Source organism: Bradyrhizobium sp. UFLA05-125 (assembly GCF_059803515.1).
The window spans coordinates 51819-75119 of record NZ_JBANBJ010000044.1; the positions used below are offsets into that span (position 1 = coordinate 51819).

The following is a 23301-nucleotide window of genomic DNA, read 5'->3' on the forward strand; positions in this document are numbered from 1 at the left end:
AGTGCGATCCTTCCCCTACGGGAATCGGTGGCGTATGGTCGAAGCCGAACACTTTGGGTTCCTGCCCTCGCCGCCCGAGCCTGTCGGGCCATCCGGACAATCTTCATGCCTGATCCTGCCTGGTCGCTGCATTCCCGCCTGAAAGAGGACACCATCGATATCGGCGATCTGCCGTTGTCGAAAGTGCTGGTCATCAAGGACGCGCATTACCCCTGGCTGTTGCTTGTGCCGCGGCGCGCGGATGCGGTCGAGATCATCGATCTCGACGAGGTCCAGCAGGCGCAATTGATGACCGAGATCACGCGCGTCTCCCGCGCGCTGAAGGAGATCACCAAATGCGACAAGCTCAATGTCGCCGCGCTCGGCAACCTCGTGCCGCAGCTTCACGTGCACATCATCGCGCGCCGCACCAGCGATGCGGCGTGGCCGCGCCCGGTCTGGGGCGTGATGCCGCCGTTGGCGCATGATGCCGAAGAGGTGCAGAATTTCATCAGCGCGCTTCGCCGCAAGATCTGGTTGGGTTGAAAGAACGATTGGGTTGAAAGAACAATAATGTCAGCATTCGACTCGTTTCCGCTGGGACGGCCGGCCTTCGTCACCAACGTCCTGGATCGCGCCGCGCATCTGCGCCTCAATGACGAAAAACTCTTCGCGATCGAACAGAAGCCGTCGTCGCGCGCTTATGTGATCTACCGCGACTCGCTGCTGGTGAAGCGCGAGGGCGAGGGCGTGCGCGCTCTGCTCTCGATCGACGAAGCCACCAAATGCGGCGCCAATCCCGGCACGATCTTCTTGGGGCTGCGCGATGGCGCAGCGGTGTTCGGCATGGGCATGCCGCAGGCCGCGGCCGAAAAGCTGATCGGCCGCGAGGATTATACCGTGACCGAATTGCGCGGCATGGCCATGCAGGGCGCAATCCACCCCGACGAGCTATCCGCGATCGCGATGGCGAAGTCGATGGTCACCTGGCATCAGCGCCACGGCTATTGTGCCAATTGCGGCACGCGCAGCGCGATGAAGGAAGGCGGCTGGAAGCGCGAATGTCCTGCTTGCAAGGCCGAGCATTTTCCGCGCACCGACCCGGTCGTGATCATGCTGGTCGCCGCCGGCGACAAGTGCCTGCTCGGCCGCCAGAAGCAGTTTCCGCCGGGCATGTATTCCTGCCTTGCCGGCTTCGTCGAAGCCGCCGAGACCATCGAGGACGCTGTGCGCCGTGAGATCTTCGAGGAATCCGGCATTCGCTGCACGGACGTCGCGTATTACATGACGCAGCCCTGGCCATATCCGTCGTCACTGATGATCGGTTGCAGCGCGCGGGCACTGACGGATGAGATCACTGTCGACCACTCGGAGCTGGAAGACGCGCGCTGGTTCAGCCGCGACGAAGCGCGGCTCATGCTGACGCGAACGCATCCGGACGGGCTTGCCGGTCCGCACCCCTTCGCCATCGCCCATCATCTGGTCGGCCGCTGGTTGCAGGGCAAGGACGGCGCATAGCGACGACGGCCGATGTCCGCCAGAACAATCGCGCCGCGCATCCTCTGCATCGGCATTCCCGTGCGCGACCTGACCTTCCGCGTGGACAGCGTCCCCGAGCACGGCAGCAAGGCGAACGCCACGCATCTGGAGGAGATCTGCGGCGGCAACGCTCTCAACGCCGCGATCGCCATCGCGCGCCTCGGCGGCCGCGCTGCGCTGGTCGGGCCGATGGGCGATGCGCGGGAGACCTCGAGCGGCTTCATCCTCGAACGCATGGCGCGCGAGGGCATCGACGTCGGGCACATCGCGCGAATGCCGGGCCTGACGACGCCGGTCTCGACGATCATGATCGACGCGAGCGGCGAACGCACCCTCGTCATCTATCGTGATCCCAAGCTGTGGACGGTGAAGCTGCCTGATGCCGACGCGCTGCTCGGCGATTGCGACGCCATTCTGGTCGAGAGCCGCTGCGCCGAATTCGCCCTTCCCCTCTGCGCCGAGGCGCGACGCCGCGGCATTCCCGTCATCGTCGGCGTCGACCGCGCAATGTCGCCAGGCGATGGCCTTTTCGCGGCCGCCTCGCACATCCTGTTCGCCAGCGAGCAGTTGCGGGAAACGGCCGGTGTCGCCGACGACGGTGGGGCGCTGAAGACGCTGGCGAGGCTGACGCCCGCATTCCTCGCCGGCACCCGCGGCCCGCGCGGCACGATCTGGCTCAATGAGTGGGGCGAGCTGGAGGAGACGCCGGCCTTTCCGGTCCACGCCGTGGATACGCTCGGCGCAGGCGACGTCTTCCATGGTGCTTTTGCACTTCACCTCGCCGAAGGCCGGGATAGGCGGGAGGCGCTGCGATTCGCCGCGGCCGCTGCCGCGCTGAAATGCACCCGCTTTGGTGGCGGTCTGGCCGCCCCGCAACGCATTGAAGTTGAAGAGCTTTTGCACGAAGGCTGACCAGCGCGGCACCCGGGTGTCCGCAATATGGGCTTGCTCTAGAAGATTTTTCTATATATGAGGGATTTCGACCCCTGAAATGGAAAAAAGTTCCTCAAATGAGCGACCTCGCCGTCCAACTGCCAGAGACCAATCGCCGCCTCGACGCCATCGACCGCAAGATTCTGATGGTACTTCAGGAAGACGCTTCCCTGTCCGTCGCCGAGATCGGCGACCGGGTCGGGCTCTCGTCCACGCCTTGCTGGAAGCGCATCCAGCGCCTGGAGGCCGATGGCGTGATCCTCAAGCGAGTGGCGCTGGTCGACCAGAACAAGATCGGGCTCGGCATATCCGTGTTCGTGTCGGTGGAGAGCGCCGACCATTCGGAGGCCTGGCTGAAGAAATTCGCCGAGGCCGTCAGCGCCATGCCTGAGGTGATGGAGTTCTACCGCATGGCCGGCGATGTCGATTACATGCTGCGCGTCGTGGTCGCCGACATGCAGGCCTATGACGTCTTCTACAAGAAGCTGATCAGCGCCGTGCCGCTCAAGAACGTGACCTCGCGCTTCGCCATGGAGAAGATCAAGTCGGTCACCGCACTGCCGATCCCGGTGGTAGTGACGGCTTAGACTTCGAATCTCGCCACAAGGGAACTGTCATCGCCCGGCTCGACCGGGCGATCCAGTATTCCAGAGACGGCGATTGAATACGGCGGTGTACTGGATGCCCCGGTCGAGCCGGGGCATGACAGCGGAGAGGAAGGCATGGATCATGCCTCCCTCGCGCCGCTCAAATCTTCTGATTGTACTCGCCGACTTCCGGATGCGTGCGCAGCACGCCGTCCACCATCTCGAACATGTCGCGCATGCGCTGCTCGGAGACGGGGCTTTCGACAACGACGACGAGCTCGGGCTTGTTGGAGGACGCTCGCACCAGGCCCCAGCTTCCGTCCTCAACCGTGACGCGCACGCCGTTGACGGTGACGAGGTCGCGGATCGATTGCCCCCCGATCTTGGCGCCCTTCTCGTGCAAGCCTTCGAAATGCTTCACCACGGCATCGATGACGCCATATTTGACCTCGTCCGCGCAATGCGGCGACATGGTCGGCGACGACCAGGTCTTTGGCAGCGCGTTCTTCAGGTCGGCCATCGACTTGCCCGGTGCGCGGTCGAGCATGTCGCAGATCGCGATCGCAGAGACGAGGCCGTCGTCATAGCCGCGCCCGAACGGCTTGTTGAAGAAGAAATGGCCCGACTTCTCGAAGCCGGCAAGCGCGCCCATCTCGTTGGTGCGGCGCTTCATGTAGGAATGGCCAGTCTTCCAATAGGCGGTTTTCGCACCCTGCTTCTGCAGCACGGGATCGGTGATGAACAGGCCGGTCGACTTCACGTCGACGACGAACTGCGCGTCCTTGTGGATCGCCGACATGTCACGCGCCAGCATCACGCCGACCTTGTCGGCGAAGATCTCCTCGCCCGTGTTGTCGACGACGCCGCAGCGGTCGCCGTCACCGTCGAAGCCGAGACCGACGTCGGCCTTGTGATGCAGCACCGCATCACGGATCGCGTGCAGCATCTCCATGTCTTCGGGATTCGGATTGTATTTCGGGAAGGTGTGGTCGAGCTCGGTGTCGAGCGGGATCACCTCGCAGCCGATCGCCTCCAGCACCTGCGGGGCGAATGCGCCGGCGGTGCCGTTGCCGCAAGCCGCAACGACCTTGAGTTTGCGCTTCAGCTTCGGGCGGTTGGTGAGATCGGCGATATACCGCGCCGGATAATTTTCGTGGAACTGATAGGAGCCGCCGGCCTTGTTCCTGAAATCGGCGTTGAGCACGATCTCCTTCAGCCGCGTCATCTCGTCGGGGCCGAAGGTCAGCGGACGGTTGGCACCCATCTTCACGCCGGTCCAGCCATTGTCGTTATGCGAGGCCGTGACCATGGCAACGCAGGGCACATCCAGGTCGAACTGCGCAAAATAGGCCATCGGCGTCACGGCAAGGCCAATGTCATGCACCTTGCAGCCCGCCGCCATCAGGCCGGAGATCAGCGCATATTTGATCGAGGCCGAATAGCCGCGGAAGTCGTGCCCGGTGACGATCTCCTGGCGGACGCCGAGCTCGGCGATCAGCGCGCCCAGCCCCATGCCGAGCGCCTGCACCCCCATCAGGTTGATTTCCTTGTTGAACAGCCAGCGCGCGTCGTATTCGCGAAAGCCGGTAGCCTTCACCATGGGTTCGGATTCGAAGGCATAGGTGTTGGGCAGCAGCGAGGATTTCGGCTTGGGAAACATCGAGACAATCTCGTTAGCAGGCAGGAGGAATATACCGCAGGCATAGCGAATGCTCAGGCCGAGCGGAAGGGCGGGATTGTTGGCTTATGGCCGATAATTGCGGCAGTTTGGTAACGGAGAGACGTTGCTTCAAGCGCTGCTCGGAGCGCGCAAGGTTGGGCAAAGCGCCCGGCCAAAGATCTCGGCCATGATCGATCCGTTCCATCGCGGATGTGCACTTTGTGCCTAACAACCTCAGATCGCGAAATCGTGTTGAAACTAACTGGCCCGACCGCGCATATCCCGCTCAGCATTACTCCGTCTCGCCCGATGGACGCTGCGCGATCGATTTGGCGCAGGACGCGGCCTGACCCGATTAATTAGAGCATTAACTCAAGCCTCGTCACGAGCTTTCTCCACGACGTAACGCGTAGGAGACAAAGCATGCGCATGGCGTCGGTCCCGGCCGCGATCGTGGCCGGCTTGATCTTGTTGATCTGCCAAATGATGGCCGCTCAATCGGCCGATAAGAGAGTGTGGGGTATGCCGACTGCTCCTCCGTCGGCGCCCCTGCACCTCAAGCTCGGCGATCCGACGCTTCCGCCGATGGCATACACGATGTTTTGCCTGCACTACCGGGACGAATGCCAGGCCCACCAGCTGTTCCGTGGCGGGCCGATCTCCCTTACGGAGGCACGATGGACAGATTTAAGTGAGGTCAATGAGACCGTGAACAGAGCCATTATCCCGGAACCGAACGAGCCGGTCCTGGGGGTGGAAGATTGGCTGATTGATCCGAAACGCGGCGACTGCAACGATTATGCCGTCAGCAAACGACACAGGCTTCTGAGCCTTGGATGGCCGCAGCGGGCGCTTCTGCTCGCCGAGGTCGTGACCGCCTGGGGCAAGCGCCATCTGGTTCTGCTGGTCCGAGCGAAGAGTGGTGATCTGGTACTGGATAATTTGACGGCGCAGATCAGACCGTGGCCACGCGCACCCTATCGCTGGCTTCGAATTCAATCGCCGAGCAACCCACGATATTGGAACGTCGTCGCGCCGCGTAGCGTATAGAGCTTCGCCGTCAGGCCGTCGACCGAAGCGCTCGCCTACTGTTCCAGCACCATCTGGCCGTTGGCGTATTCGAAGCGCCTCAGCTTGGACAGGAAGGAGAGCCCGAGCAAATTCTCCGACAGCGCCTCGTCCGGCAGCACCATGGCATCGACGTCGCGAACGATGAGACCGCCGACGTCGAGCATCGCGATGCGGGTGCGGGCGGCCTTGATGGTGCCGTTGGCGGTGGTGACGTTCGCGTTGTAATCGCCGTGCGAGGGACGCAGGCCGAAGCGGGCAGCCGAGGTCTCGTTCAGCGCCACTACGGAAGCACCGGTGTCGACCATGAAGCCGATGCGCTGGCCATCGATCCGTCCTTCTGTCTGAAAATGGCCGCGGGCGTCGCGGGGGATGCTGACGCTGCGGTTGCTCCCTTGCGGCGCCGGCGGCTGAACGGCGGCCATCTGGCGCGGGGCCGATGTGGCGGACGCCGAGCTCATCTTGTCGGCCATCTGCGCCATGAATGTGCCCAGCCCAATCATGATGGCCGCGAAGATCATAATGTTACGCATGACACCACTCGGAGCCGAAAACACGATTTCATCACGCTACGCGCCCGCCCGCGAGCGGGCTTGCGGACGGGAGGCCGCCATTTTGGCGAAAAGCGTGACGGAAGGGTTAATGCGACCGTATCGCAACACCACAAGCCCTCATCCTGAGGAGCCCGCGAAGCGGGCGTCTCGAAGGATGGCCACGGGTACGAGCGGGGCCTGCATGGTTCGAGACGCGCGTTCCGCGCTCCTCACCATGAGGGTCTGCCGTCGGTTTACGTCCCGCGCGGCTTGGCGCGCCGGGTGGGCAGTGCGCTCGCGGGATCGTCGGGCCAGGGATGGCGCGGATATCGCCCGCGCAGATCGGAGCGGACCGCTACGTAACTGCCGCGCCAAAAACCGGGCAGGTCGCGCGTCACCTGCACCGGCCGCTGTGCCGGCGACAGCAGCTCCAGAACGAGCGGCACCTTACCGCCCGCAATCGATGGATGAGTGTTGAGCCCGAACAATTCCTGGAGCCGCACCGCGATGGTCGGCCCCTGCTCGGCCTCGTAGTCGATCGCGAGCATCGTCCCTGTCGGCGCCTCGAAATGGGTGGGCGCCTCGCGTTCGAGCCGCGCGCGCAGGTCCCATGGCAACAGCGCCATCAGCGCCTCGGAGAGGTCGCCGGCGGAGACGTCCTTCAGCGCCGTCTTGTCATAGAGCGCGGGCACCAGCCAGTCATCGCGCCGCGCAACCAGGGCGCCGTCGGACAGATCGGGCCAGCTTTCGCCTTCGGCCTTGCGCAGGAACATCACGCGGTCGCGCCACTGGATGGCGGCTTTCGACCAGGGCAGCCGGTCGAGGCCGGCCGCGATCAGGCCTTCGGCGAGGATACGGGCCGTTGTCTCGGACGGCGTAAGCGTGAGCGGAGACTCGGACAATGTGATGGCGTGCAGCGCGCGTTTGCGGCGTGCGCGCAGCGCCATCGCGCCACGATCAAAGGAAATCTCGTCCGAGGTTTCGATGTGCTCGGCGAAATGACCTTCAATGTCGCCCTCGCTGATCGGCGCTGCAAGCAGGATGCGCCCGCTCGCCGCCGTGCCTGTCATCTCGGCCACCGCTATGTAGGGCGCACGCGCAAGCGAAGACGACTGCTCGACGGCCGCGCCGCGGCCGTTGGCCAGCACGAAGCTGCCGTTGCCGCGGTTGCGCGCAACGCGGTCGGGGAAGGCGTAGGCGAGCATGATGCCGGTGGAGAGGTCAACGGATGCAGTTGCGGCCGTGGGGCCCCCTCCCCGCCCCTCCCCCGCAAGGGGGGAGGGAGAAGAGGCGGCGGTTGCGCGGCTCTCGGCGTTCGCGACTTGCGAGGCCCAGCGCCGTGCGAGGTCACGGGCGCTGGTGGCACGAGGTGAGCGGTCGCGGCGGAATTGATCGAGACGGTGGTCGAGATCGACGCTGTCGCCGCCGAGCCCGCGCTCGGTGAGAATGGCGGCGATTTCGGCGGCGGCCTCGCCGCTGCCAGCGCGATGCGAATCCACGATCATGCGCGCGAGCCGCGGCGGCAGCGCCAGCGCGCGCAGGCTCTTGCCTTCCATCGTGATTCGACCGTCGCCATCGAGCGCGTTGAGCTCGGCGAGCAGGCTCTTCGCCTCTTTCCAGGCGGGCGCAGGCGGCGGATCGAGAAAGGACAACGCGGTAGGATCGCTCACGCCCCATTGCGCAAGATCGAGCACGAGCGAGGAAAGGTCCGCGCTCAGAATTTCGGGCTGGGTGTAGGGCACGAGCGAGGCGGTCTGCGGCTCGTCCCAGAGCCGGTAGCACACGCCGGGCTCGGTGCGGCCGGCGCGACCGCGGCGCTGATCGACTGCAGCGCGCGAGGCGCGCACGGTCTCGAGTCGCGTCAAGGCGATGCCGGGCTCATAGCGCGGCACGCGGGCAAGACCGGAATCGACGACGATGCGCACGCCCTCGATGGTGAGCGAGGTCTCCGCAATCGAGGTCGCCAGCACCACCTTGCGCGTGCCTTTGGGCGCAGGCGCAATGGCGCGATCCTGCACGGCGGCATCCAGCGCGCCGAACAGCGGCACGATCTCGATGGCAGCGTCATGGACGCGTTCGGCGACAAAGTTCTGCGTGCGCCGGATCTCGGCCGCGCCGGGCAGGAACGCCAGCACCGAGCCGGCATCGGCGCGCAGCGCGGAGGCAATCGCATCCGCCATCTGCCGCTCCAGCGGCGCGTCCGCCTTGCGGCCGAGATAACGCGTCTCGACGGGGAACGCGCGGCCCTCGCTCGCGACGACGGGCGCTTCCCCGAGGAGCCTCGCCACCCGGGCGCCGTCCAGCGTCGCCGACATCACGAGGATGCGCAAATCCTCTCGCAGGCCCAACTGCGCATCGCGCGCCAGCGCGAGGCCGAGGTCGGCATCCAGCGAGCGCTCGTGGAATTCGTCGAACAGGACGGCGGCGACGCCCGTCAGCTCGGGATCGTCGAGGATCTGGCGGGTGAAGATGCCTTCCGTCACCACCTCGATGCGGGTCGCGCGCGAGATTTTCGAGCCGAAGCGGACACGATAGCCGACCGTCTCGCCGGCGCGCTCGCCGAGCGACTTCGCCATGCGGTCGGCGCTTGCGCGGGCCGCGATGCGCCGCGGCTCGAGCACGATGATCTTCTTGGCTTTCGCCCAGGGCGCATCCAGCAGCGCCAGCGGCACGCGCGTGGTCTTACCAGCACCGGGCGGCGCCACCAGCACGGCAGCGTTGTGCGCTTCCAGGGTGCGCGACAGGTCGTCGAGCACCGCATCGATCGGAAGGGGCGTGTCGAAGCTGCGAGGCAATATCCGCTAATCCGTCGTCGCCCGCCTCGTGCGCAATCGCGCGCTAAGGAGAGCGATCCAGTCAACCTAAGACCCTCGTCACCGACGAAGGTCGAGCGTACTGGATACCCCGCCTTCGCGGGGTATGACAACAAGATGCGGCGATCAAACCTGACCGGCAGGCCGTCCCACGCTCTCATAGACGAAGCCGGCGGCTTCCATGTCTTCGGGACGGTAGATGTTGCGCAGATCGACCACGACGGGCTGCACCATGATCTCCTTCAGCCGGTCGAGATCGAGCGCGCGGAACTGCACCCATTCGGTGACGATGACCAGCGCGTCCGCGCCCTTGGCGCAGGCATACGCATCCTCGCAATACTCGATCGCCGGCAACTCTTGCTTGGCCTGCTCCATACCGACCGGGTCATAGGCCCGCACCTTCGCGCCCTGGTCGAGCAGACCCGTGACGAGCGGGATCGAGGGCGCATCGCGCATGTCGTCGGTGTCGGGCTTGAAGGTGAGACCGAGCACGCCGATGGTCTTGCCGCGCAGCGCGCCGCCGAGCGCGTGGCTGACCTTGCGCGCCATCGCGCGCTTGCGGTTCTCGTTGACGGCAAGCACTGCCTCGACGATGCGCAGGCTCACGTCATAGTCCTGCGCGATCTTGATCAGGGCCTTGGTGTCCTTGGGGAAGCAGGAGCCGCCGAAGCCCGGGCCCGCGTGCAGGAACTTGGTGCCGATGCGGTTATCCAGGCCAATGCCGCGCGCGACCTCCTGGACGTTGGCGCCGACCTTCTCGGACAAATCGGCGATCTCGTTGATGAAGGTGATCTTGGTCGCCAGAAACGCGTTGGCGGCGTATTTGATCATCTCCGCCGTGCGGCGCGCGGTGAACATCAGCGGCGCCTGGTTCAGCGACAGCGGGCGGTAGATGTCGCCCATCACTTTTCGGCCACGCTCGTCATTGGTGCCGACCACGATGCGATCCGGGAATTTGAAATCGCGGATCGCGGCGCCCTCGCGCAGGAATTCGGGGTTGGACGCGACCACCACATCGGCCTTCGAATTGGTCTCGCGGATGATGCGTTCGACCTCATCGCCGGTGCCGACCGGAACGGTCGACTTGGTGACCACGACCGTGAACCCGGAGAGCGACCCAGCGATCTCGCGCGCGGCAGCGTAGACGTAGGACAGGTCCGCATGACCATCGCCGCGCCGCGACGGCGTGCCGACCGCGATGAACACGGCATCCGCCTCCGCCACCGGCCCGGAAAGATCGGTCGTGAAGCTCAGGCGCTTGGCCTTCACATTGGTCTCGACCAGCGAGTCGAGCCCCGGCTCGTAGATCGGGATCTCACCGCGGTGGAGCGCGGCGATCTTGCGCTCGTCCTTGTCGACGCAGGTGACGTCATGGCCGAAATCCGCAAAGCAAGCACCGGAAACCAGCCCCACATAGCCCGTGCCGATCATGGCAATTCGCATGAAAAACCTGCCTGTCTTGGTTAACGCATGATGATGCTTTGCAGCGGTCTTAGAGCATTTTCATGTCCGCGGGGAAGAGGCTGGCCCCAAGAAACACGGCAAGAAAACCGGCATGTGATTTGTAGAGTAAAGGAGACCGAAACCCTGCGCCGGCATACTGCCTCGCTCTTGGGCGGTAAGCGCCTCGAAAAGGGACACCATGACACTATCAGGCACAATCGCCGCAAGCGGAGGTTCCAAGACCTCGCCGCCAGCGCGCGTCGATTGGGTCGATTATGCCAAGGGAATCTGCATCGTCATGGTCGTGATGATGCACTCGGTGCTGGGGGTTGAGATCGCCGCCGGCGAACCCGGGTTCATGCATGGTCTGGTCGCCTTCGCAAAGCCGTTCCGGATGCCGGATTTCTTCCTGATTTCGGGACTATTCTTGCCGCTCGTGATCGACCGCGACTGGCGAATCTATCTCGACCGCAAGGTCGTGCATTTCGCCTATTTTTATGTCCTCTGGGTGACAATCCAGTTCGGCTTCAAGGCACCGGCTTTCGCCGCCGAGACGAGCTGGCGTGATGCGGGCCTTCTGTATCTCGAGTCATTCATCGAGCCGTTCGGCACGCTCTGGTTCATTTACCTGCTACCGATCTTCTTCGTCGTCACAAAACTGACACGGCGAATCCCGCCGCTCGCGATCTGGCTCGCCGCGGCACTGCTGGAGACGGCGCGCATCGCAACGGGATGGACCGCGATCGACGAGTTCTGCGCACGCTTTGTCTATTTCTACTCGGGCTACCTGTTTGCGGATTACGTGTTCGCCTTGTCGGATCGCGCGCGCAGGCATCCAGCCGTTGCCCTCGCCACGCTTGGCGCGTGGGCGCTCGTCGATGCGGGTCTCGTTGCATACGGCGCAAGCGAATGGCCGGTGGTCTCGCTTCTGCTCGGCCTCTGCGGCGCGTGCGCCATCGTGACGATGGGCACGCTGCTCGCGCATGCGCGCTGGCTCAACTTCCTTCGGTTCTGCGGCGAGCATTCGATCGTGATCTATCTCGCCTTCTTCCTGCCGATGGCCGCGACGCGAACGCTGCTGCTGCGCACTGGCGTTGTTCCCGACATCGGCATGATGTCGCTGATCGTCACCATTGCGGGCGTCGCCGGTGCGCTCCTAATCTGGCAGGTCGCGCTGCGCATGCACGCCCACTTCCTGTTCGAGCGTCCGGACGCCTTCTGGATAGCGCCGAAGAAGGCGGGGCCGGTTTTGCAGGCGGCGGAGTAGCGCTCGCTCCGCTGTCGTCGCCCGGCTTGACCGGGCGACCCAGTATTCCAGAGACGGCGGGTATCTACCGATAGGCCGCGGCGTACTGGATTCCCCGCTTTCGCGGGGAATGACAGTGGGGATAGTGGCGCCAGCAGCCCAAAAATCCCCCTTCCAAGGCTGTCAAATGCCGCAAAAATTCATACATTGCGGCCATGCCCAAGAGCTCCCCGAAAACCGCCGCCAAGTCCGAGACAACCAAGTCCGAGACAACCAACTCCGAGACAAAGGCAGAAACCAAATCCGCTGCTGCCCAGCCTGCTGCCAAAGCCGTGGTGGCGAAGGCAGCGGGCAAGGGCGACCATGTGTTCCTGGTCGACGGTTCCTCCTACATCTTCCGCGCCTATCACGCGCTGCCGCCGCTCAACCGCAAGTCCGACGGCTTGCAGGTCAATGCCGTGCTCGGCTTCTGCAACATGCTGTGGAAGCTGCTCCGCGACATGCCCGCGGACAACCGGCCGACGCATCTGGCGATCGTTTTCGACAAGTCGGAGGTCACCTTCCGCAACAAGATCTATCCCGAGTACAAGGCGCACCGGCCGCCCGCGCCGGACGATCTCATCCCGCAATTCGCGCTGATCCGCGAGGCCGTGCGCGCCTTCGACCTGCCCTGCCTGGAACAGGTCGGCTTCGAGGCTGACGATCTGATCGCGACCTATGCGCGGCAGGCAAACGAGCGTGGCGCCGTCACGACCATCGTGTCCTCCGACAAGGACCTGATGCAGCTCGTCAATGACAAGATCACCATGTACGACACCATGAAGGATCGCCGTATCGGCATTCCCGAGGTGATCGAGAAATTCGGCGTGCCGCCGGAGAAGGTGGTCGAGGTGCAGGCGCTGGCCGGCGATTCCACCGACAACGTGCCGGGCGTGCCCGGCATCGGCATCAAGACCGCGGCGCAACTGATCGTCGAATATGGCGACCTGGAGCAGCTTCTGTTTCGCGCGACCGAAATCAAGCAGCCGAAGCGGCGCGAGGCGCTGATCGAGAACGCCGAGAAGGCGCGGATCTCGCGCCAGCTCGTGCTGCTCGACGACAAGGTCGATCTCGAAGTGCCGCTGGACGATCTCGCCGTCCACGAGCCCGACGCGCGCAAGCTGGTCGCCTTCCTGAAGGCGATGGAGTTCACGACGCTGACACGTCGCGTCGCCGAATACGCCCAGATCGATCCCGCCGACGTGGAGGCCGATCCCGGCTACAAGACCGGCGCCAGCGTGTTCTCGCCGCTGCCGCCCTCGGACGTCGTGCCGGCGCCGGGACTTGCTCCGGGATCTGGCGCATCGACGCAAGCCGTACCCACGGAGCGCAACAAGGCCGCGGGGAAGGAGGACAAGGCTGCAAGCCCCAAGGGCACGCCGGTGTCGCTCGCCGAGGCCCGCGCGGAAGCCGCGCGCAGGACCAGGATCGACCGCGCCAAATATCAGACGATCACGACCCTCGATCAGCTCAAGGCGCTGATCGCGCGCATCCACGACGCCGGCCATGTCGCGCTCGAGGTGAAGGCGAACTCGGAAGACCCGATGCAGGCCGACATCTGCGGCATCGCGCTGGCGCTTGGCGCGGACGATGCCGTCTATGTACCGCTGGCCCACAAGCCGCCCGGCGGCGGCGCCGGCCTGTTCGATGCCGGGCTCGCGCCCGACCAGGTGAAATTCGAAGCGGCGGTTGCGGCACTGAAGCCCGTGCTCGAGTCGAAGGGCATCCTGAAGATCGGATACAATGCCAAGTTCATCACGGTGCTGCTGGCGCAGGCCGGCATCACGCTGTGTAACCACGACGACGCGGAATTGATATCCTACGTGCTCGACGCCGGCCGGGGCTCGCACGCGCTGGAATCGCTTGCCGAGCGCTGGCTCGGCCACGCGGTGCTCAGCGAAAGCGAGCTCATCGGCAGCGGCAAGAACAAGCTCACTTTCGACCAGGTCGCGATCGACAAGGCAACCGAGCATTCCGCCGAGCGCGCCGATGTGACCTTGCGTTTGTGGCGCGTGCTGACACCGCGCCTTGTCGCCGAGCACATGACCTCCGTCTACGAGACGCTGGAGCGACCGCTTACCAGCGTGCTTGCGCGCATGGAACGCCGCGGCATCTCGATCGACCGCCAGGTGCTGTCACGGCTGTCGGGCGACTTCGCCCAGACCGCGGCGCGGGTGGAAGCCGAGATCCAGGAGATCGCCGGCGAGCCGGTCAATGTCGGCAGCCCGAAGCAGATTGGCGACATCCTGTTCGGCAAGATGGGACTTCCGGGCGGCACCAAGACCAAGACCGGCGCGTGGTCGACGACGGCGCAGGTGCTGGATGATCTCGCCGAGCAGGGCCACGACTTCCCGAAGAAGATACTGGAGTGGCGCCAGGTCTCGAAGCTGAAATCGACCTATACCGACGCGCTGCCGAATTACGTCAATCCGCAGACCCACCGCGTGCACACGACCTACGCGCTGGCAGCGACCACCACGGGCCGGCTGTCGTCGAACGAGCCGAACTTGCAGAACATCCCGGTGCGCACCGAGGACGGGCGAAAGATCCGCCGCGCCTTCATCGCGACGCCCGGGCACAAGCTGGTCTCGGCCGACTATTCGCAGATCGAGCTGCGGCTGCTCGCCGAGATCGCCGACATTCCCGTGCTGAAGCAGGCGTTCAAGGACGGGCTCGACATTCACGCGATGACCGCGTCGGAAATGTTCGGCGTGCCGATCAAGGGCATGCCGAGCGAAATCCGGCGCCGCGCCAAGGCGATCAATTTCGGCATCATCTACGGCATCTCCGCGTTCGGCCTTGCCAACCAGCTCGGCATCGCGCGCGAGGAGGCCTCCGCCTACATCAAGAAGTATTTCGAGCGCTTCCCCGGCATCCGCGCCTATATGGACGAAACGCGCGATTTCTGCCGGAGCCACGGCTATGTCACGACGCTGTTCGGCCGCAAGTGTCACTACCCTGATATCAAGGCATCCAACGCCTCGGTGCGCGCCTTCAACGAGCGCGCCGCGATCAACGCGCGCTTGCAGGGTACAGCCGCCGACATCATCCGCCGCGCCATGACGCGGGCGGAAGACGCGCTCGCGGCAAAAAAACTCTCCGCGCAGATGCTGCTTCAGGTGCATGACGAATTGATCTTCGAGGTGCCGGACGCGGAGGTCGAAGCGACGTTGCCGGTCGTGCAGCACGTAATGCAGGACGCGCCCTTCCCGGCCGTGCTGCTCTCGGTGCCGCTGCATGTCGATGCCCGCGCGGCGACCAATTGGGACGAGGCGCACTGACGACGGACACCCTGATGAAGATCGCGACGATCTCCGGCAGCTTGCGGGCCGGTTCGAGCAATGCGGCTGCGTTGCGTGCAGCGGCTCGGCTCGCACCTGTTGGTGTCGACGTGGTGGCCTTCGAAGGAATTGGGGTCCTGCCCTTCTTCAATCCGGACCTCGATGGCGATGACGTTCCCGCCCCAGTCGGGGCAATGCGCAACTTCATTGGAAGCGTGGATGGCCTCCTGATCTCCAGCCCCGAAAATGCCCGCGGTGTCGCCGGCGTCCTGAAGAATGCGCTCGACTGGCTGGTCGGAAGCCATGAATTTCCGGGCAAGCCGATCGCATTGATCAACACGTCGCCGCGCGCCACGCACGCGCTCGCCGCCCTCACGCTCACCTTGGAGACGATGTCGGCCCGGATCGCACGGGAAGCTTGTGTGACGCTGCCCCTGCTCGGCGGCGCCTGGGACGAGCACCGCATCGTCGCAGATCCTGCCGTCGCGGAGCCGCTGCGTTCGGCGATGGAGTGTTTTGCGGCGTTCATCCGGAGCGTTGAGGCCGACGCGCCCTAATCAGTGAATTGTCCTCCGTGCAATTGCGGAATGGCGGCGCGAGCCCTCGCATATTAGAATAGTGCATCTCCCGCACGAGTTCATCGATGCCTCACACATCCGCCTTGCTCGGCTTTGCCCTCGTTTGCCTCGGCCTCGTACTGACACCGGGGCCGAACATGATTTATCTGATCTCGCGCTCGATCACGCAGGGGCCGGCGGCCGGCATCGTCTCGCTCGGCGGCGTAGCACTGGGCTTCGTGTTCTACATGCTGTGCGCGGCGTTCGGCATCACCGCGCTGCTGCTCGCCATTCCCTTCGCCTATGACGCGCTGCGCCTCGCCGGCGCCGGCTATCTGTTCTGGCTCGCCTGGCAAGCGGTGAAGCCGGGCGGCCGCTCGCCGTTCCAGGTGGAGAAGCTCGCCGTCGACGGCCCGCGAAAGTTGTTCGCCATGGGGTTCGTGACCAACCTCCTCAATCCGAAGATCGCGATGCTGTATCTGGCGCTGCTGCCGCAGTTCATCGACCCGGCCGCCGGCACCGTGCTAACACAGTCGCTGGCACTGGGTGCAATCCAGATCGCGATCAGCGTCAGCGTCAACGCCGTGATCGCGCTCGCGGCCGGCTCGATCGCGCTGTTCCTGGCGACACGCCCGAGCTGGATGCTGGTGCAACGCTGGCTGATGGGCACGGTGCTCGCCGGACTTGCCGTGCGGATGGCGGTGGAGGCAAAGCGGGTTTGACGGCGTTCTTCCTTCTCCCCTTGCGGGAGAAGGTGGCGCGAAGCGCCGGATGAGGGGTTCTCTCCATGCGCTAGACCGTTCGTGAGGATAGTGACCCCTCACCCGTCTCGCCGCTTCGCGGCGATCCACCCTCTCACACAAGGGGAGAGGGTGAGAAGCAACCTCAATCCAGTTTCGCCTCCATCCCCCGCTTCACCGCAGGGCGCGCCATCAAGGCCTCGTACCAGCGCTTCACGTTCGGGAAGTCCGCGAGCTCCACCTTGTGGCGCGGGTGGCGCCACGCCCAGCCCAGGATGGCGAAATCGGCGACCGAGAGATCGCCCGCGACGTAGTCGCGGCCCTCGAGCCGTCGATCCAGCACGCCGTAGAGACGACGCGTCTCGGCCATGTAGCGCTTCAACCCGTAGGCGCGGTCCTGCTCGTTCTCCAGCGCAATGAAATGGTGCACCTGGCCGGGCATCGGCCCGAAGCCGCCCATCTGCCACATCAGCCATTCGTAGACGGGGATGCGGGCCGCCAGCGGCTTCGGCAGGAATTTGCCGGTCTTCTCGCCGAGATAGAGCAGGATGGCACCGGATTCGAACACGCTGACGGGCTTGCCGTCCGGCCCCTCGGGGTCGACGATCGCGGGAATCTTGTTGTTCGGGCTGAGCTTGAGGAACTCGGGCGCCATCTGTTCGCCCTTGGTGATGTTCACCGGGAAGACCTTGTAAGGGAGCCCCATTTCCTCCAGCGCGACCGAGATTTTCCGGCCGTTCGGCGTATTCCAGGTGTGGAGCTCGATGGTCATTGGCCTTTTCCTTCCCGCTTTGTCCGGCATCCCACTACTCCAGGACGTCGCGGCCTTACAACCAGCGGTCCGGCATGGTGGCTGTCCAAACGGCGCGGACGATGCCCTGTTGACGGTGGTTTTGCGGGCCCATCCCCCTCTGGCATGTCGGCCCTGTGACGGATAAATTCCGCCTCCTCCAAAAGTGCCCCAGAGGGACCGTCGTGTCGAAATCAGCCTCCCGCGCCCGCTTGTTCGAAATCATCCGCCGGCGCTCCTTCGGCCGCGGCGAGGTGACTCTCGCGTCGGGCCGCAAGAGCGATTTCTATTTCAACCTGAAGCCGACCATGCTCGACCCCGAAGGGGCGACATTGCTTGCCGAGCTCACCTATGAGGCGCTGAAGGACGACCAGCTCGATTTCATCGGCGGGCTGGAGATGGGCGCGGTGCCGCTGGCGGGCGCGCTCGCGCAGATTTCCTGGATCAAGGGTCATCCGATCGCGGCCTTCTTCGTGCGCAAGAAGCCGAAGGAGCACGGCGCGAAGCTGGCAGTCGAAGGTCTTGCCAAGGGCGAGACGCTGGACGGCAAGCGCGTCGTGATCGTCGAGGACGTCACCACTACCGGCGGCTCGGCGATGAAGGCCGTGGAATCCGTCCGCGAGGCCGGCGCCAATGTGGTGCTGGTGCTGACCATGGTCGACCGCGAGGAAGGCGCCAACGATACCTTCGGCCAAGCCGGCCTGCCATTCCGCTCGCTCTACAAGGCATCGGAATTTTTGAAGAGCTGAGACACAGCAAGGCTCTATCCATTGTCTCGCCTGGGCTTAACCCCGGCCTTGACGCGATTCGATCCAACAACCGCCACGGTCACCGCTCATTTACTATCCGGCACTATGGTGAATCAGCGCTGAGACACGTTGCACTCGGTGGGGTTCGTTGCGTCCGGTGGAGTGGGCCTTGCGTACAGATTTTTCCAATGTGCGTTGGCCGCAACGCGCAATGCTTGTGGCCACAACTGTTGCCGCGCCGCTTCTCGTGGCGCCAGCACCCGTGTCCGCCGAGGGCCTGTTCGACTTCTTCTTCAACGCACTCCAGCGTCCGCAGCGCAGCGCGCCGCAGTCGAGTTCCTATATCGATCCCTTCGCGGCAGCACAGCCGAATGGGCCCGCCCAGGATTCGCCCACGCGTGCGGCCTCCGGCGGTTCCGGTCCGGCGTTCTGCGTGCGCACCTGCGACGGCAAGTATTTTCCACTGATGCGCGGCGTGGCCTCGCCGGCGCAGATGTGTCAGGCGTTCTGTCCTGCCACAACGACGAGGATCTATTTCGGCTCCAGCATCGACGGCGCCACTTCGCAGACTGGCGAGCGTTATGCCGACAGCGAGAACGCATTCGCCTTCCGCAAGGCGCTGCGCGCGGACTGCACATGCAATGGCCGCGAGCCGGTCGGACTTGCGCCGGTTGATTTGGCGCTAGATACGTCCCTGAAGGCCGGCGACGTGATCGCGACGAGTGACGGTCTCGTCGCCTATACCGGCGTTCGCCTCGGCAACGACCAGGCCGCCGACTTCACGCCGGTCGCCTCTTATCCCGGCCTCACCGCACAGGTCCGCTCCCGCCTCGGCGAGATGAAGGTTGCGCCGGTGCGCGCCGAGACGGTAGCGGCGGACGCGCCACCGCCGGAGATCGTGCGCGAGACGCCGCCGGATGTGACGGTGCCGAAGTCGTCGCCGACGCAGAAATCGGGTAGGCGCGCGGGGCTGAACTGAGACCCTCATGGTGAGGAGCGCGGAACGCGCGTCTCGAACCATGAAAGCCCGGCTGTTGCATCTCGGCCTTCATCCTTCGAGACGCCTGCTTCGCAGGTTCCTCAGGACGAGGAGCGAGAGCATCACCGTCCGATGATCACGCCGATCACGTTCGGCGCTGCCAGATATTTCTCCTCGATCGCCGCGCGCGCCGCGGCACGGTTTTCCGGCGTGAGCAATCCGCGCTTCTCGGCGAGGATCATCCAGCAAAAGCCCCACCAGTCCGTCAGCATGCCCGCATCGTCGACGAGGTCATAACCCTGCTCGGCCGCGAAAATGCGCGCCTGCGCCTCATCGAGCGTGTCGAGGAACAGATGGTCCTCGGCCGAGAACAGGTCATCGCTGATATCGTCGATGGTGTAACCCCAGATCGACTGGCACACCGCGTTGAACTCGCGGTCGATCTGATCGTCATCGACCGCGTAGCGCCGCGCCGCCTGATGCAGCCGCGACAGCGAGCGCGCGAAGTCGCCAATTCGGGTGAGGGCGAATTGATCAAAGGCAATGGTGGACATGTAGTCCTCGCGAAATCGGACAGACGCTAGATATTGTGTCGACGGAACACCGAATCATAATGGTATATCAAAGACTTGCTAAAGTGTTCTTAATTCGTTCCCGCTCTTCCACGGCATCGTTCTGGCGAGAGCCTTCGTAGGGTGGAGAGCACGAACCGAGCGCGAACTCCATCCCCTCGGAAAGGCTGAGGATCGATCCCACGCTGCCTTCGTTGCTGCGATGCATCCGCGTTGAGCTTGCGGGAACTTTCGGCATACTCCCGATCACTGGCCAAGCATGGTCAGATTGGGGGAGAATTGCCATGACTTCGAATTTGATGACCGCGATAGCGGTCGCACTTGCGGTTTCGGTGCTTGGGACGACTGCGGCCCTCGCCGACAAGGGCTGCAAGGACATTCCATCAAAATGCGCGATCGAGATTGGCGGCCGTTGCGATCCCGTTAGCGGACACTGGGAATACGGCCGCAACGGCGCCGGCGGCAGTACGCAGGCGTACAACGCTTGCGTCGCCCGGGCGCTGGCGCAGCAGAAAAAATAGCCGGCGGGAAAGACTGTAAGTCAGGAAAGGACCCAGAGGCCGCCCCTGTCGGCGGCTTCTTCCTTTTCAACCGCTCAATTCGCCGCCGACAGCATCCTGTCGCCGCAATAATTCGCGTAGAACCTGCCGCCGCACTGATGCTTGATGGCGGCGCAGCGCGCGGCGGGCGTGGCGTTTTGCGGCAGGGAGAACGCACAGCTCAGGCCATCGGCGCTGCGGCCGATCCTGTCGGCGGCAAAGGCAGCGCTGGAGGCGGTGATGCAGATGACGAGCAAGGCGGCCGTGGCGATTTCGATCAGCAGTCTCATGGACCTATCCTCCCTCCACACCAAGGGCTGAATCCTTCACCACTCTAGCACGAAAATCCGGGCCTCTCCGTGCGCGACCGGGTTCCCAAAGCGGCCCATTCCTTGCATAAATTGACGCCGGCGCAGTGCACGGTTGCGGCGGCACGGTTCCGCTCCCGCGACGAGCCGCGTAAGGTTTTGCCGCGCACGATTTGGCGCGTAAACTTTGTTGTGTGTCCCGAGACCAGGAAGTGACTGTTTTGCAAGAGCAATCGTTCCAGCCGAATTTTCCCGCAGCCGGTCAGCCCATCGACGAGCTGGCGCTGACGGAGATCAAGGGTGCGATCCTGGCAAAGCTGCGCCTTGCCATAGGCAAGGACGCGGGCATGGCGACCAGGCACGACTGGTACCAGGCCGCAGCTCTCGCGCTGCGCGACCGCATCGTGCATCGCTGGCTCAGCGCTGAAAAGCGCAGCTACGATGCCGGCCGCAAGCGCGTCTACTACCTCTCGCTCGAATTCCTGATCGGCCGTCTCTTCACCGACGCGCTGAACAACATGGGATTGCTCAATATCTTCGAGGTCGCACTCGGCGATCTCGGCGTCTCGCTCCCAGAGCTGCGCAAATGCGAGCCGGATGCCGCGCTCGGCAATGGCGGCTTGGGCCGGCTCGCGGCCTGCTTCATGGAGAGCATGGCGACGCTGTCGATCCCCGCGATCGGCTACGGCATCCGTTACGATTACGGCCTGTTCCGCCAGATCATCAATCAGGGCTGGCAGCAGGAATATCCGGACGAATGGCTGAGCTTCGGCAACCCCTGGGAATTGCAACGGCCGGAAGTCGTCTATCACGTCCATTTCGGCGGCGGAGTCGAGCATGTCGACGACAGGGGCCGCGACCGCTCGATCTGGCATCCGGCCGAGACCGTGCAGGCGATCGCCTATGATACGCCGATCGTCGGCTGGCGGGGCCAGCACGTCAACGCGCTACGGCTATGGTCGGCGCGCTCGCCCGATCCGCTGAAGCTCGACGTGTTCAATTCGGGTGACTATGTCAGCGCATCGTCCGAGCAGGCGCGGGCGGAAGCGATCTGCAAGTTCCTCTATCCGAATGACGAGAGCCCGGCGGGCCGCGAGCTGCGCCTTCGCCAGGAATATTTCTTCGTCTCGGCCTCGCTCCAGGATCTCGTCAAGCGGCATCTCTCCGCAGACGGACAGTTGCGCAGCCTGTCCATGAAGGTCGCGGTGCAGCTCAACGACACTCATCCGTCCCTTGCCGTGACCGAGTTGATGCGGATCCTGATAGACCTGCACAATTTCCGCTGGGACGAGGCATGGAAGATCACCGTCGCCACGCTCTCCTACACCAACCACACGCTGCTGCCGGAAGCGCTGGAAACCTGGCCCGTCGAGCTGTTCGAGCGGCTATTGCCGCGGCATCTCGAGATCATTTACCGCATCAACGTCCAGCACCTCGCGCTGGCCGAAGCGCGCTGCCCCGGCGACATCGATTTCCGCGCCTCGGTCTCGCTGATCGACGAGAAGAGCGGCCGCCGCGTGCGCATGGGCCAGCTCGCCTTCGTCGGCTCGCACCGCATCAACGGCGTCTCGGCGATGCATTCGGACCTGATGCGCGAGACCGTGTTTCACGATCTCAACCATCTCTATCCCGGCCGCATCACCAACAAGACCAACGGCATCACCTTCCGCCGCTGGCTGATGCTGGCGAACCCGAAGCTCACGGATCTCTTGCGCGAGGCTTGCGGCGAGGCCGTGCTCGACGATCCCACGCAACTGACGCTCCTGGAAGCGCGCGCCAGCGACGTCGCGTTCCAGCAAAAATTCCGCAGCGTCAAGCGTCACAACAAGACGGCGCTCGCGCGCGTGATCGGCGAGCGACTCGGCATCAAGGTCGACCCGAGCGCGCTGTTTGACGTGCAGATCAAGCGTATCCACGAGTACAAGCGCCAGCTCCTCAACATCATCGAGACGGTCGCGCTGTACCAGGCGATCAAGGACAATCCCGACGGCAACTGGGTGCCGCGTGTGAAGATTTTTGCCGGCAAGGCGGCGGCGAGCTACCGCTACGCCAAGCTGATCATCAAGCTGATCAACGACGTCGCCGAGGTCGTCAACAACGATCCTGCGATCGGCGGCAAGCTCAAGGTCGCCTTCCTGCCCGACTATAATGTCAGCCTCGCCGAGGTGATCATTCCCGCGGCCGATCTCTCCGAGCAGATCTCGACCGCCGGCATGGAAGCCTCCGGCACCGGCAACATGAAGCTGGCGCTGAACGGAGCCATCACGATCGGCACCCTCGACGGCGCCAATATCGAGATCCGCGACCAGGTCGGCGCGGAGAACATCGCGATCTTCGGCATGGAGGCCGGCGACGTGATGATCCGGCGCAAGCAGGGCCTGGATGCCGCAGACGTGATCCGCAAATCCCCGCAGCTCTCGCGCGCCATCAATTCGATCGGTGGCGGCGAGTTTTCGCCCGGCGAGGCCAGCCGCTTCGAATCCATCGCGCACGCGCTGCGCTATCTCGACCACTACATGGTCAGCGCCGACTTCGAATCCTACTACGAGACGCAACGCAGCATCGACGCGCGCTGGCAGATGGCGCCGGCCTGGACACGGGCCTCCATCCTCAACGTCGCGCGCATGGCATGGTTCTCTTCCGACCGCACCATCCGCGAATATGCCGAGGAGATCTGGAACGTTCCGGTGCATCCGACGACGCCCGCCTTTCAGGAAGCAGAGGATCAGCGCGGCGCGACGGGCTGATTTTTCCGCAGCGCGAAATCTGGGTTACCCGCGAGGTCATTGCATAATTCCCTGACGATGATGATATGACCATCATCATCTCGGGGGGGGCGCTTTCAGTGGTGGTCCCCCCCGGCCCAACGCTCGTCATTGCTGTGCAAGTTCACTAATTCGGTGATCGAATGGTTTGGGTCTGGGCCTCGGCAAATCCCTTTGGTGT

At 64.2% G+C, this 23301-nt stretch carries 20 protein-coding genes; 13 read left to right on the forward strand and 7 right to left on the reverse strand.

Annotation, left to right across the window (positions count from 1 at the left end):
- The first annotated feature begins 105 nt into the window (after positions 1–105).
- From SO156_RS30140 to SO156_RS30155, 4 genes are all read left to right on the forward strand, one after another.
- Positions 106–525 (forward strand): HIT domain-containing protein, encoded by a 420-nt coding sequence (locus SO156_RS30140; protein ID WP_027520822.1) that lies wholly within the window; start codon positions 106–108, stop codon positions 523–525.
- 27 nt (positions 526–552) lie between these two features.
- Positions 553–1497, forward strand: coding sequence for an NAD(+) diphosphatase (gene nudC, locus SO156_RS30145; protein WP_458149924.1), 945 nt, complete (start codon positions 553–555; stop codon positions 1495–1497).
- A gap of 12 nt (positions 1498–1509) precedes the next feature.
- Positions 1510–2430 carry a sugar kinase gene (locus SO156_RS30150; RefSeq protein ID WP_498537295.1) on the forward strand — a complete coding sequence of 307 codons (921 nt, stop codon included), beginning with the start codon at positions 1510–1512 and terminating at the stop codon, positions 2428–2430.
- A 98-nt stretch (positions 2431–2528) separates the two neighbouring features.
- On the forward strand, positions 2529–3038 hold the full coding sequence (locus SO156_RS30155) for an Lrp/AsnC family transcriptional regulator (RefSeq protein WP_498537296.1): 510 nt from the start codon (positions 2529–2531) through the stop codon (positions 3036–3038).
- Positions 3039–3198: 160 nt separating this feature from the next.
- Here SO156_RS30155 and SO156_RS30160 read toward each other — a convergent pair whose 3' ends face one another.
- A complete protein-coding gene (locus SO156_RS30160; protein ID WP_498537297.1) occupies positions 3199–4698 on the reverse strand; it encodes a phosphomannomutase/phosphoglucomutase in 1500 nt (499 codons plus the stop codon).
- A gap of 423 nt (positions 4699–5121) precedes the next feature.
- Here SO156_RS30160 and SO156_RS30165 point away from each other — a divergent pair, with 423 nt between their 5' ends.
- Positions 5122–5748: a transglutaminase-like cysteine peptidase gene (locus SO156_RS30165; protein WP_458149920.1), complete on the forward strand. Its 627-nt coding sequence runs from the start codon at positions 5122–5124 to the stop codon at positions 5746–5748.
- Positions 5749–5783: 35 nt separating this feature from the next.
- Here the strand turns inward: SO156_RS30165 and SO156_RS30170 are convergent, their stop codons facing one another.
- The 3 genes from SO156_RS30170 to SO156_RS30180 all read right to left on the reverse strand — a co-directional run bounded on the left by SO156_RS30170 (position 5784) and on the right by SO156_RS30180 (position 10555).
- A complete protein-coding gene (locus SO156_RS30170) occupies positions 5784–6299 on the reverse strand; it encodes a TIGR02281 family clan AA aspartic protease (RefSeq protein WP_498537298.1) in 516 nt (171 codons plus the stop codon).
- Between the two features lie 254 nt (positions 6300–6553).
- A complete protein-coding gene (gene hrpB, locus SO156_RS30175; RefSeq protein WP_498537299.1) occupies positions 6554–9094 on the reverse strand; it encodes an ATP-dependent helicase HrpB in 2541 nt (846 codons plus the stop codon).
- Between the two features lie 144 nt (positions 9095–9238).
- Positions 9239–10555, reverse strand: a complete 1317-nt coding sequence (locus SO156_RS30180) for a UDP-glucose dehydrogenase family protein (RefSeq protein ID WP_458149917.1) — start codon at positions 10553–10555, stop codon at positions 9239–9241.
- 199 nt (positions 10556–10754) lie between these two features.
- Between SO156_RS30180 and SO156_RS30185 the strand changes: the two genes are divergently transcribed.
- From SO156_RS30185 to SO156_RS30200, 4 genes are all read left to right on the forward strand, one after another.
- Positions 10755–11822: an acyltransferase family protein gene (locus tag SO156_RS30185; RefSeq protein WP_498537300.1), complete on the forward strand. Its 1068-nt coding sequence runs from the start codon at positions 10755–10757 to the stop codon at positions 11820–11822.
- A 194-nt stretch (positions 11823–12016) separates the two neighbouring features.
- Positions 12017–15121, forward strand: a complete 3105-nt coding sequence (gene polA / locus SO156_RS30190) for a DNA polymerase I (protein ID WP_498537301.1) — start codon at positions 12017–12019, stop codon at positions 15119–15121.
- A 14-nt stretch (positions 15122–15135) separates the two neighbouring features.
- Positions 15136–15678: an NADPH-dependent FMN reductase gene (locus SO156_RS30195; protein ID WP_498537302.1), complete on the forward strand. Its 543-nt coding sequence runs from the start codon at positions 15136–15138 to the stop codon at positions 15676–15678.
- An 86-nt stretch (positions 15679–15764) separates the two neighbouring features.
- A complete protein-coding gene (locus SO156_RS30200; protein WP_498537303.1) occupies positions 15765–16400 on the forward strand; it encodes a LysE family translocator in 636 nt (211 codons plus the stop codon).
- Positions 16401–16563: 163 nt separating this feature from the next.
- On the opposite strand, the gene SO156_RS30205 is transcribed toward SO156_RS30200, so the two are convergent.
- A complete protein-coding gene (locus SO156_RS30205; protein ID WP_498537304.1) occupies positions 16564–17190 on the reverse strand; it encodes a glutathione S-transferase family protein in 627 nt (208 codons plus the stop codon).
- A 203-nt stretch (positions 17191–17393) separates the two neighbouring features.
- Between SO156_RS30205 and pyrE the strand changes: the two genes are divergently transcribed.
- Together pyrE and SO156_RS30215 are read left to right on the forward strand one after the other, a co-directional pair.
- Positions 17394–17957 carry an orotate phosphoribosyltransferase gene (pyrE, locus tag SO156_RS30210; protein ID WP_458149911.1) on the forward strand — a complete coding sequence of 188 codons (564 nt, stop codon included), beginning with the start codon at positions 17394–17396 and terminating at the stop codon, positions 17955–17957.
- 211 nt (positions 17958–18168) lie between these two features.
- On the forward strand, positions 18169–18936 hold the full coding sequence (locus tag SO156_RS30215) for a DUF2865 domain-containing protein (protein ID WP_458149910.1): 768 nt from the start codon (positions 18169–18171) through the stop codon (positions 18934–18936).
- 122 nt (positions 18937–19058) lie between these two features.
- Here the strand turns inward: SO156_RS30215 and SO156_RS30220 are convergent, their stop codons facing one another.
- Complete coding sequence (locus SO156_RS30220; RefSeq protein WP_027520838.1) at positions 19059–19490, reverse strand: hypothetical protein; 432 nt, start codon at positions 19488–19490, stop codon at positions 19059–19061.
- Positions 19491–19792: 302 nt separating this feature from the next.
- Between SO156_RS30220 and SO156_RS30225 the strand changes: the two genes are divergently transcribed.
- On the forward strand, positions 19793–20029 hold the full coding sequence (locus SO156_RS30225; RefSeq protein WP_498537305.1) for a hypothetical protein: 237 nt from the start codon (positions 19793–19795) through the stop codon (positions 20027–20029).
- A gap of 74 nt (positions 20030–20103) precedes the next feature.
- Here the strand turns inward: SO156_RS30225 and SO156_RS30230 are convergent, their stop codons facing one another.
- Entirely contained in the window at positions 20104–20337 is a 234-nt protein-coding gene (locus tag SO156_RS30230) for a hypothetical protein (protein WP_498537306.1), read from the reverse strand.
- A gap of 239 nt (positions 20338–20576) precedes the next feature.
- On the opposite strand from SO156_RS30230, the gene SO156_RS30235 reads away from it, so the two are divergent.
- Entirely contained in the window at positions 20577–23102 is a 2526-nt protein-coding gene (locus tag SO156_RS30235) for a glycogen/starch/alpha-glucan phosphorylase (RefSeq protein ID WP_498537312.1), read from the forward strand.
- Positions 23103–23301 lie beyond the last annotated feature (199 nt).